Origin of the sequence: Sphaerisporangium melleum (assembly GCF_014646695.1) — a bacterium.
GTDB lineage: Bacteria > Actinomycetota > Actinomycetes > Streptosporangiales > Streptosporangiaceae > Sphaerisporangium > Sphaerisporangium melleum.
On record NZ_BMNT01000001.1, the window covers coordinates 340,309 to 349,473 of the forward strand.

Annotated in this window: 8 protein-coding genes; all 8 read right to left on the reverse strand. The window is 71.9% G+C overall.

Annotated features, from left to right (window positions below; genetic code table 11):
* Positions 1–641: 641 nt before the first annotated feature.
* Positions 642–1,739 (reverse strand): thiopeptide maturation pyridine synthase, encoded by a 1,098-nt coding sequence (locus IEY93_RS01835; RefSeq protein WP_189161136.1) that lies wholly within the window; start codon positions 1,737–1,739, stop codon positions 642–644.
* A complete protein-coding gene (locus IEY93_RS01840; RefSeq protein WP_189161137.1) occupies positions 1,736–3,010 on the reverse strand; it encodes a lantibiotic dehydratase C-terminal domain-containing protein in 1,275 nt (424 codons plus the stop codon). Before IEY93_RS01840 ends, IEY93_RS01835 begins: the two co-directional genes overlap by 4 nt.
* Positions 3,003–5,624, reverse strand: a complete 2,622-nt coding sequence (locus IEY93_RS01845) for a lantibiotic dehydratase family protein (protein ID WP_189161138.1) — start codon at positions 5,622–5,624, stop codon at positions 3,003–3,005. Before IEY93_RS01845 ends, IEY93_RS01840 begins: the two co-directional genes overlap by 8 nt.
* A gap of 12 nt (positions 5,625–5,636) precedes the next feature.
* The gene (locus IEY93_RS01850; protein WP_189161139.1) at positions 5,637–5,795 is read right to left on the reverse strand and encodes a hypothetical protein; all 159 of its coding nucleotides are present in this window, start codon (positions 5,793–5,795) and stop codon (positions 5,637–5,639) included.
* A 571-nt stretch (positions 5,796–6,366) separates the two neighbouring features.
* Entirely contained in the window at positions 6,367–7,602 is a 1,236-nt protein-coding gene (locus IEY93_RS01855; RefSeq protein WP_189161140.1) for an RNA polymerase sigma factor, read from the reverse strand.
* Entirely contained in the window at positions 7,599–7,922 is a 324-nt protein-coding gene (locus IEY93_RS01860; protein WP_189161141.1) for a YciI family protein, read from the reverse strand. Before IEY93_RS01860 ends, IEY93_RS01855 begins: the two co-directional genes overlap by 4 nt.
* Positions 7,923–7,970: 48 nt before the next feature.
* On the reverse strand, positions 7,971–8,591 hold the full coding sequence (locus IEY93_RS01865) for a dihydrofolate reductase family protein (protein WP_189161142.1): 621 nt from the start codon (positions 8,589–8,591) through the stop codon (positions 7,971–7,973).
* A 282-nt stretch (positions 8,592–8,873) separates the two neighbouring features.
* A partial coding sequence (locus tag IEY93_RS01870; protein ID WP_229690771.1) for a hypothetical protein occupies positions 8,874–9,165 on the reverse strand: 292 nt, incomplete at its 5' end.

The window sequence follows — 9,165 nt, forward strand, 5'->3', positions numbered from 1 at the left end:
GCCCCCTCGACCGCCCGGCCCCGGACGCCGGAACGTAGTGCGGCGAACGGGACGGTTCGCCGGGTCTTCGCCGTAAGACGGCGCCGACGGTCGCCGTACACCGTCCCGCCGACGCGGCGCTGACAGATGCACCCATCGGGCGGACCGGGGAGGCAACTCGGCGAGGCGAGCGATCACAGCCACGAAATTCACCCACCCGCCCGGCAGACACCGGCCCGGGAGGAGATGGCCGGGAGTCGACCACCGAGGAGGTAGGCGCAGGCCAACCTCCAAGGTTCACCGGCTCCCCACCGTAGATCGGCGCCGGCGGTCGCCGTACACCGTCCCACCGACGCGGCGCCGAAATCAGTACCCAACGAACGGACGAGGCCAAGCCACCCGACGAAGACGAACCCCACCGACGCGGCGCTGACAAATGCACCCATCGGGCGGACCAGGGAGGCCACCCGGCGAGGCGAACAGTCACAGCCACGAACCTCACCCACCCGCCTGGCAGACACCGGCCCGGGAGGAGATGGCCGGGAGTCGACCACCGAGGAGGTAGGCGCAGGCCAACCTCCAAGGTTCACCGGCTCCCCACCGTAGATCGGCGCCGACTGTCGCCATACACCGTCCCACCGACGCGGCGCCGAAACGAGCACTCAACGGGCGGACCGGGAGGCCGAGGGGCAGTCGTTGAGGTAGGCGTGGGCCTTTTGCAGGGGGGAGACGCCGTACTCCTCTTCGACCGCGGAGGCGATGAGGTAGCAGAACAGGTGGCGCTGGAGGGCGGTGACGCCGAGGCGGGCCAGGTGCGCGTAGAGCAGGTTGACCGCGAGGCGGTGGGCGAGGAACCAGTCCGACTCCAGGACCTCGGTGCGGAACCGGTCGGTGGACAGCAGCACGTCGAAGTAGTCCACCTGGTGGCGGTGGAGCACCGGCTGGTCGGGGAAGTCGAGGTCGATCTCCTTGCCGGCCAGCAGCGGGAGGGCGATCTCCTTGTGCCGGCGGGTGAAGGCGATCCAGTCGCGTACGTGCGGCGCCGGGTCGCCCGCGTCGATCGACGCGACCACGCCGGCCACCGTCGCGCGCATCTGCCGGGCGTTGCGGCGATACCTGGCCTCGAAGGCGGCCAGGACCGCGTCCCGGTCCTCGCAGCACGAGGCTGCCGCTTCGACGTGCGAGCGGTAGGACATGTAGCCGCGGCCGATCGGCGGGACGCTGACGTGCGCCACGGCGACCATGAGGTCGATGGCGACGGCGAACAGCGCGAGCTCGCCCCGGCGGACCTGGTCGAGGGTGCCGAAGGCGAGCCGGGTGCTCTCCGCGGCGGCGGTGTCGATCAGATTCGCCAGCGGCCGGCCGCCGAAGATGCGCAGCCGGTCGTCGTACGGCTCGGTCTGCACGGAGTTGTCCGGGTACCACGGCTGCAGCGGTCCGGTCTCGTGTTCCCGTACGGCCAGCAGACGGTGGGCGGCGAGGTGCTCGTGCTCGTCCAACCGGGTGGTGGAGGGGTGTTCGCGCAGGTAACCGGTGATCGTTTCGGTGGCGATGGGGAGGATCTCGCGTTCCCAGTCCTGCGGGGTCGCCCGGAAGTTGAGCCGCAGGTGCGGCCCTTGGCGCCAGTGGCGGACGAGGTACGGCTGGTGGATGAGGCCGTCCAGGCGCCCGAACAGCGGGCGGACGCAGTCCAGGATGAGGCCGTCCTTGTCCTGGTCGTAGTACCGGATCTGGATGCCGCGCCAGGTGCGGTCGCTCACGAGGTTCCCTCTTTCCCCGCCGCCCCGTCCAGGGTGACGGCGGTCAGGTAGCGCAGGTGCGCTTCTTCGGCGATCGACAGGCCGAGCCGGTTGCAGAACAGGTGGACGCACCGGTCGAGCACGGTCAGGACGTCGTAGCGGTCCTCGTCCGCCGGGGGACCGGCATCGACCGGGCCGGGGATGGGTGACGCCTTCTTCCTGCGGAGCGGATGGAAGCGGCCGGCCTGCTGGAGGGCGACAAGACGCCGGTGCAGGGTGTCGATCGAGTTCCACCACGCGCCGAGCGGATCCCGGGCTTCGCCCGCACCCTGGAGCACCCTGCCGGCAGGGGCAAGGCTGCCGGGCAAGGCGGCGAGAGCGGGGCCATCGGACGAGGCCGAGCGGATGGTGAAGGCCGGATCGCCGGACGAGCCTGGGCCACCTACGGGGGCCGGGCCGTCCGATGAGGTGGCGCGGACGGGGTCGTCGGACGAGGCCGAGCGGATGGTGAAGGTCGGACCGCCGGACGAGCCTGGGCCACCTACGGGGGCCGGGCCGTCCGATGAAGCGGCATGGGCGGCGGGGACGGGGGTGTTGGACGAGGGTGGGCGGGTGGCGATGTGGCGGCATCGTTCGGCTTGGGCGGTGAGGGCTTCACGTTGTTTCGCGAAGATCTCCTGCTGCCGGGCGCGGGCCGGTGCCGGGTCCCAGCGGTCGCGTTCCCGGGCCAGCAGCGGGCCCAGGCGGCGCGGGTCGGGTTCCCAGGCCATGAAGGCGAGCATCATCGCGGCCAGCGCGTGGCCGAGGCGCCGCCGGTGGTCGTGCTCGCCGCGCAAGATGGCCAGCGCGATCCGGCTGGAGTCGGTGAAGTGCCGTTCGACGGCGGCGACCGCCTCCGGGCCGCCGAACGTCGCGTATTCGGGCCGGTAGGCGACGGCCTCCACCTGGTCGTCGGCCCGCAGCCGTCGGTCGTACCCGGCCAGGCCCTCCTGCCGGGCGAACTCCTCGGCGAGCAGCGCGTAGCGTTCGCGGTCCCACGTGGCCATCGTCGGATGCGCTGCGAGGTGCGCTTCCAGCACGGCCGTGGCGCGCTTCTCGATCATCGCGGCGTCGCCGGGGTCGCGCGGCAGCAGGCGGAGCCGCAGGTGCGGGCCGCCCTCCCAGTAGCGCAGGAAGAAGAACCGGTCGAGCCGTGCGTCCAGCTCCCGCACCAGGCCGCCGACGGCCGTGCCGAGCAGCAGGTCGGTACCGGACCGGTGGAAGGCGTGCAGCGAGACCCAGCGGTCAGTCATGGTTCACCTCGACCACGTACTCGGTCACGTGCCGGCCGCCGTCCATTCCGAGGGCGGTCGCCGCCTCGAAGTCCGGGAGCAGCTCACGGAAGACGACCACCGGCCCGCTGGTGTCCAGCCCGCGGTCGAACAGCGTGACCAGCGCGGGGTCGGCCAGATCGAGATAGGTCGGTTTGGCGAGTCGCGCCAGGCGCAGCCGTTCGCGGACCGGCGCCCCGGGGTCGGCCGAGGAGACGAAGCACCGTTCCGGCAGGGCGTGTTCGGCGAACCAGGCCGCGAGAGCGAGCAGGTGCGCCGCGGCGGAGTCGCCCTTGCCCCGGCGCGGGATGTCGCGCACCGGGACGTACCAGGCGGCGCGCGCCACGGTGACCCGGCCGACCGACACCCGGCCGGTACGCACGACGCGGGCCGGCACCGACTCCGGCGGCCGGGAGAAGACCGACGCGAGCTCCGTCACCGGGCTGGGCAGGTCACCGAAGAGCTGGAGCAGCAGGCGTGCCGTACGCGGCAGCAGCATGGGCGCGACCATCCCGGTGTACACGGGCATGAGCGGGATGCCGTCCCCGGCGTGCTCCAGGACGAGAGCGCCGGGCTCGTGCCGGACGGCCAGGTCCCGCAGGTCGAACGTGGCCCGGCTCGCCGATGCCGCGCCGGTCGGGCCGCCTGCCGGCGTGGTCGTCCTACGTCGGCTCGGTGCCACCCCCGGATAGCCGATCTCCCGAGCGGCCACCGGGGAACGCAGGTTGACGTTGCTGCCGAACAACCCGCTGATCTCCACCGGCGTGCCGCGTCCGGTCCCGGCCGGGCGGTTGTCACCGGCGGGAACTCCGGCGACCCGCAGCAGGCGGTGCACGCGGCTGCGCATCGCGCCGTACCCCGGGCCGAGACCGTTGAGCACCAGCCGGACCGGCGTGGCGTCCGGCGGGCCGCTCGTCTGCACGAAGCAGGACAGCGAGCCCACCGGACGGACGAACGCGGGGCGACCGGCGGCGATATCGGCCAGCACCGCCGGGTCGATGGTGAGCGGGTCTGAGGGGTCGGGCAGCAGGCCGCGCACCGCGGCCAGCGCCGCCGTCCGGGCCTGCCGGAGTTTGTCGAGCCGCGGCACGGCGGGCGCCGGGCCGGGCGGGCGCGGGTCCTGCCACGGGTACATGAGCGCGTGCAGCTCACCGGCAGGAGTTCCGGGTACGGCCCGGTGGGTGCGCTCCGCGAGCGTCCGGTGGAACCGGCCGAACGGCACCTGCGCGCCGGCGCCGAACCACTCGGCGAACAGGTCGGCGGCGAGCAGCCGGGCGACGCCGTCCCGGTCGAAGACCGCCGCGAAGTCGGTGATCGCGTGCAGGTCGCCGAGGGCGGGACGCCAGGCGGCCAGGCCCAGCCGCGGGCCGGGTGTGGTGACCACGGCGTTCTCGTGGAACAGGTTGCGATCCGGCAGGCGATCGGGATCGTCGCCGGCCAGCGCGGTGAACGCGGACCGTACCGTCCGCCGCAGCGCCTCGCGTTCGGGCACGCGGGCCGCGTCCGGGTACCGGGCGAGCGCCTCCTGCGCGGCGGACAGCGCCTTGCCCACCGGATGGGTGCCGAGCCGCTCGGTCAGCTCGGCCAAGTGTGCGGCGGCCTGGGCGGCGACCGGCGGGTGGAGTTCCAGCACTCCCAGCTCGACCAGCCGGCCGAGCGCGCCCCCGGCCCGGGCGCGCAGATCATCGCAGGTCGGGCACACCAGCCGGCGGAGCGGTTCGGACGCGGCGATGCCGGTGTACGCGTCCTCCTGGCCGGTCACGTACCACAGGCGGCCGTCGTCCTCGTGGAGACTCGGGTTGGGCCTGACCTCGAAGAGGTCCGCGAGCCCGTCGTCGGCGCGGGCCAGGTCGGTGAGCAGCCGCAGCAGCAGGGGCACGTTCGGCTCGACCGCGCTCCGCCACGCCCAGGGCCCGTCCCAGCGGACCGGCGCGCCGTCGTCGCTCCACCGGCCGAGCGCGGCCATCATGAAGGTCGCGTGCGGGCTGGTCTTGGCCACGACGCGGGCGAGGTACCGGGTGAGCCGGAGGGCGACCTGGCGCGGCGGGACGCCGCCGGGCGGCCCGTCCAGCCACTGGCGCAGCGCGGCGGACATCGCGGGCCCCGCCTGGAGCACGCCCTGGCCGAAGGCGTCGGTGCCGGCCCAGCGGCGCAGCGCCTCGTAGGTGCTCCGGCGTTCCTCGTCGAGCAGGTCCGGCAACCGCCGGACGAGCGTGTCATGCCGATCGAGGTCGGCGAGCCAGTCCGCGACGCGCGGGCCGAGTGCGGGACCGACGTCCACCGGCCAGGCGCGGGCCGCGGGCCGCCGGGCGTTGTACAGCGCACGCCGCAACGCCACCAGCGCAGGCCGGGCGGGGCCCGGCCCGGCCGCTCCGATCACCGGTTCCAGCTCGTCCGCGAGCCGCCGGCCCTCGGCGGCCAGCCGGCTGCGCACCGCCAGGATGTCCTGGACGCTTCGCCATGTGGCCGGGCATCTCAGCTCCGCGAGCGCCGCCACCGGCAGCGCGGCGACCCTGGCGACCACGGTCGCGTCGACCGTGCGGCGGCCCGCGTCGATCTCGACGCGTCCCGGCAGGCCACGACGCGTCGAGACCATGTCAGGGCGGGCTCAGATGAGCCAGCTCGTACGCCCGGTGAGGCCCGAGGCGCCTACTTCGGTGTTGCCGAGACCCATGCCTAGGGCCTGCACGAGATCTTCGCCGGGGAGCTCGACCGTCATCACGTCGAGCGAGTCCAGATCGAGGCGGAGCGGTTCGTTGGTGGCCATCTGCACTCCCATTCTCACCCACCGGAGCGGGCGATATCGGTGACGATCAACACCATAAGCACGGCCGGCGATATCGTCCATCCGGCGGGAGCGGCGACGAATCTCCGAGAAACGGAGATCCGATGCCGATCACCGCTTCCCTGCTCGATGACCAGCGCCATCACTCGCCCGACCAGGCAATGTCACTGTCCGTCCATTTTCGAACCAGCACATTCCATGAGGGTGAGAGGTTGCTGTCCACCACACCAGAACGCATTTCGGACGGGCGGAATATCGGTCACCGGGAAAGGTACGGAAAAGCCACCGCAGGCCATCCGGTGTTACGTCATTGTTTCGCGGCCACTGGGCCGTGACGCGAGGATGCGGAACCCGTGGGCGCGACCGCACCCACCACGGCGCACCTCAGCGGCTCCCGGCTCGCCCGCAGAGCGCTACCGCGGGGGGCGCGGCCGGTCGACGACAGGCCGCGTCTCTCCGGCCCCGCGACCCGGTGCCCTGCGGGGTCGGCCCGCGGGTGGACGTGCCGGCGGTACGGCGTTCCGGGACAGGGGGCGATCTTCGGAGGCGGGGGCTAGCGCAGCTGGGCGCGGCGGCGGGTGAGGTAGGCGGTCTCGCCGGTGTTGCCGGCCAGCTCGATGGCCTGGTCGTAGGCCGCGCGTGACTGCTCACTCCGGCCCAGCCGGCGCAGCAGGTCGGCGCGGGTGGCGTGGTAGGCGTGATAGCCGGCCAGCGCCTCGGCGAGGCGGTCGACGATGGCCAGTGCCACCTCCGGCCCGTCGAGCTCGGCCACGGCGACGGCCCGGTTGAGGGCGACGATCGGCGAGGGGTCGAGGCGGACGAGCTGGTCGTAGAGGGCGAGGACCTGCGACCAGTCGGTGTCGCGGATGTCGCGGGCGGAGGTGTGCACCGCGTTGATCGCCGCGAGGATCTGGTACCGCCCCGGAGCGACCCCGGCAGCGGCGGCGGCCAGGCGCTCACGCACCAGCCGATGACCTTCGGCGATCAGTGCCGCGTCCCAGGCGCCGCGGTCCTGCTCGGCCAGGGGGACCAGTTCGCCGCCGGCCGAGACCCGGGAGCGGCGGCGGGCCTCGGTGAGCAGCATCAGGGCCAGCAGCCCGGCCACTTCGCCGTCCTGCGGCAGGAGCGCGCGGATCAACCGGGTGAGCCGGATCGCCTCGGTGGTCAGATCCTGGCGTACGGGATCGGTGTCAGGACCGCTGGCCAGGTAGCCCTCGTTGAAGACGAGGAACAGGACGGCCAGGACGCCGGAGACCCGAGCCGGCAGATCGTCGGCGGACGGCACCCGGTAGGGGATACGCGCCGCTTTGATCTTGGCCTTCGCGCGGGTGATGCGCTGCTCCATGGTGGCTCTCTGCACCAGGAAGGCGCGGGCGATCTCGGGCACGGTCAGACCGCCGACCATGCGCAGCGTCAACGCCACGCGCGCTTCGGTCGCCAGCGCCGGGTGACAGCAGGTGAAGATCAGCCGGAGCCGGTCGTCCTCGATGGCGCCCAGCGGCTCGGCTGGGGTGTCGTCGTGCAGCATCTGGGCCTCCTTGTGCTTGTCGTCGCGTTTGTTCTCGCGCCTGATCCGGTCGATGGCCTTGCGGTTGGCGGTGGTGGTCAGCCAGGCACCGGGGTTGGGCGGCACGCCGTCGGCCGGCCACCGCTCGACGGCGGTCGTGAACGCCTCGGCCGCCGCCTCCTCGGCGATGTCGAGGTCACCGAAGCGCCTGGTCAGGGCGGCCACCACCCGCGCCCACTCCTCATGGTGGGCCCGGGTGATCGCCTCATCGAGCTCGCTCACTGGAACGGCCGCACCTCGATCTTCCGATCGCAGATCTTCGACGCCTCGGCGGCGAGCTTGAGCGCCACATCCAGATCGGGGGCCTCCCACACCCAGACGCCGGCGAGGTACTCCTTCGACTCCACGAAAGGCCCGTCGCTGAACACCGTCTGCTCGCCCCGGTTGTCGACGACCGTGGCCGCATCGGTGTCCGCGAGTCCGCCCGAGAAGACCCAGTAGCCCTCGGCGATCAGTCGTTCGTTGAACGCGCTGATGGCGGGCTGCCTGTCGGTGCTGCCGGGATCGCTCTTGTCATCGATCACGGATACCAGGTACCGCATCTGAAATCGTCTCCTGTGTCCAAACGGCGTGGTTCGGTGGCTGGGACTTCAGGCCGTCGCGTACCGCGGGCGCCCGGCCGGCCGGTGGACCTGGATCATGACGCCCTTGGAGTCGACCCGCGACTCGACCAGGTCCAGCGCGAGGTCCGGGCCGGTCTCCGGGAACAGTCTCGCGCCCTGGCCGAGGATCACCGGGACCACCATCAGGATCATCTCGTCGACCAGATCGTTCTCCAGCAGCCACCGGGTCAGGATGCCACTGCCGTGCACCTGCAGCTCACCGCCGGGCTTGGCCTTCAGCTCTCGGACGGCGGCCGCGAGGTCTCCGGACAGGACGGTGGTGCCCGGCCATCCGGGATCGGTGAGCGTGGTCGATACCACGTACTTGGGCCGTGTGTTCAATGCCCGCCTGACGGGCTCCCAGCCGGGGACGTCCTCTTCCGGCCAGGTCCCCCACGAGCCGGCGAACAGCTCGTAGGTCCGCCGGCCGAACAGGAACGCCTCGGCGCGCTGGTAGGTCTGGTTGATGAACGCGTGGGTCTCGTCGTCCCCCTTGCCCAGGGCCCAGCCGCCGCGCTCGAACCCGTTCCTGCGGTCCTCGTCCGACGCACCGCCGTTTCCCTGCATCACTCCGTCGATGGTGACCTGTGTCACGGTCGTCAGCTTCATGATCGTGGTTCCTTCGCCTCGGCGCCGCCCCTCGCGGGCGGCCTCACCTCTGCTACGAAGACCACCGCCCCGATCCGACACCCCCTCCCGAATTTCTTCGCACCACTTTCCGGAGTGTCACCGCACGACGGTATCCGGCTGGACGAGGAGCCGCAGGCCGTACGATATGCCGCCGGCCTGCATGGGCAGACAGGGCTCCGGTCCGGCCTATCAATCTTGACCTCAGCATAAGCGCAGGTAAGAGGCATATCCGTTGGATCCTGCGCCAGTCCGGGACCCTGCCTAGTTACGAATCCCGCCCCTGACGGTGAGGTCGCCATCTACGCATAGGCCGTTGTAGCCGTATGTGGTGATCTTCTCGGTGCCGTGATCGGAGACCCTGAAGTCACCCTCTACTGACAGGCCGGATTCGCCGACCGTGGTGATCTTCTCGGTGCCGCCGTAGGAGACGCTGAAGTCGTTGTTGGCGGATAGCCGCCCGTTGACGTCGCAGTCGTCGTTCGCCGTGAGTCTGCCGCCGACGGTGACGGCGCGGTCCAGCGTGGCTTCCCCGTATACCTGAAGGCTTCCGTTG

Excerpts from the sequence above, each read along its gene's own strand:
- IEY93_RS01840 (WP_189161137.1), bottom strand. The coding sequence starts at position 3,010 with ATGACTGACCGCTGGGTCTCGCTGCACGCCTTCCACCGGTCCGGTACC.
- IEY93_RS01845 (WP_189161138.1), bottom strand. The coding sequence starts at position 5,624 with ATGGTCTCGACGCGTCGTGGCCTGCCGGGACGCGTCGAGATCGACGCG.
- IEY93_RS01850 (WP_189161139.1), bottom strand. The coding sequence starts at position 5,795 with ATGGCCACCAACGAACCGCTCCGCCTCGATCTGGACTCGCTCGACGTG.
- IEY93_RS01860 (WP_189161141.1), bottom strand. The coding sequence starts at position 7,922 with ATGCGGTACCTGGTATCCGTGATCGATGACAAGAGCGATCCCGGCAGC.
- IEY93_RS01865 (WP_189161142.1), bottom strand. The coding sequence starts at position 8,591 with ATGAAGCTGACGACCGTGACACAGGTCACCATCGACGGAGTGATGCAG.